Raw genomic sequence first — 1,392 nt, 5'->3', positions numbered from 1 at the left:
ATTGCACCACTGACTGCGCTAGTAGTTGCTTTAGAGTTAATGGTTAAGGTAGTGATATTAGAAACTGAACTACCAAGCGTAGCTGCGCCTGTACCCGAGTTGATGGTGAGGGCGTAGGAGTTTTGGGTGCTGGCTGCAGAAAATATAGCTGCACCAGATCCACCAACACCACCGTTATTACCATTGTTGATCGATCCGCCGCCGCCGCCGCCTGTATTAGTAACACCGCCAGCAGTTGAAGTTGTTCCAGTGCTGTAGCCACCGCCGCCAATACCACCAGTTGTAGCCCTCGTTGCACCAGAACTACCACCATAACCGCCACCAGCAACATATAAACCAGCAACACTGTTTAAGGTACCTGAAACACCAATATTCGAACCGGTGATTGGATTGAGAATACCGACGCCACCATTACCAGCTAACGTAGAAGTGCCATTGCCACCAACACCGCCTGCACCACCACCTCCGCCAGCACCGTAACCACCACTCCAGTTAGTCCAACCCCCTCCGTTATTACCTTGTCCGGAAGTGCCTAGACCGCATGTTGATACACTAACTCCGCAAGTTACGCTGCCATTGGTGTAATAGCCATCTTGATTGGGTCCGTTGGCAGAAGATCCACCACCAGATCCACCATTGTTACCTGCTGTATGGGTGGAGTAGTTCTGATTAGCACCGCCACCGCCACCGCCATAGGCTATGAGACCTAATGCCATTGTATTTCCGCCGTTATTACCGGTTGCGGTATTGGATGAGGCTTGTGCTCCGCCACTACCAACGGTGATGCTATAGGCAGCTGAGGTAAGTATGCTAGTTGAGGTCAATACACCACCAGCTCCACCTCCGCCACCGCTACCGCCACCACCAGAACCTCCTCCACCTATCAACAGATACTGATAGTTTCCAGCTGTAGCATTCCAAATATAAGCTCCGGAACTATAAGAAATTTCTAAAGTGCTCGCGCCACTGCTTCCGTTGGTATTGCTACTAGTTACCCCGCTAATAGGGGCAATTGCTGTATAGGTATTCCATGAGCTACCACTATTGACACTAACTTGCCATAGACCTGAACCCATAAATTCAATAATCAACGGATCTAAAGATGAAGTTGAGCTATTCACCGCCCCCGCTATCGTCACTACTCCATTACCACTGTTAGCAGTTGAGGTAAGCGCAGTATTAGCGCCTAGTGTGAGATTGCCACCATATGTCTGTGTACCACTGGTAGTGACACTGCCAGCTAATGTCGTTGTGCCATTACCAGTAGTAGTGCCTACAGCCGATGCGGAGCATCCAGTAGCGTTAATACACAGGTATCCCAGTGCACTAGTAGCGCTGTTAGCACCGACTACTCCACCAAGGGCAGTAGTACCCGTGCCGTTGGTAATCGAT

The 1,392-nt window shown here is 50.2% G+C and carries 1 protein-coding gene; it reads right to left on the bottom strand.

Annotated features, from left to right (window positions below; all coding sequences use genetic code 11):
• A partial coding sequence (locus ICE89_RS11635) for a glycine-rich domain-containing protein (protein WP_216266026.1) occupies positions 1 to 1,392 on the bottom strand: 1,392 nt, incomplete at both ends.

Origin of the sequence: Polynucleobacter sp. AP-Kaivos-20-H2, assembly GCF_018882215.1 — a bacterium.
GTDB lineage: Bacteria > Pseudomonadota > Gammaproteobacteria > Burkholderiales > Burkholderiaceae > Polynucleobacter.
This window is presented reverse-complemented; position numbering and strand designations above follow the sequence as displayed.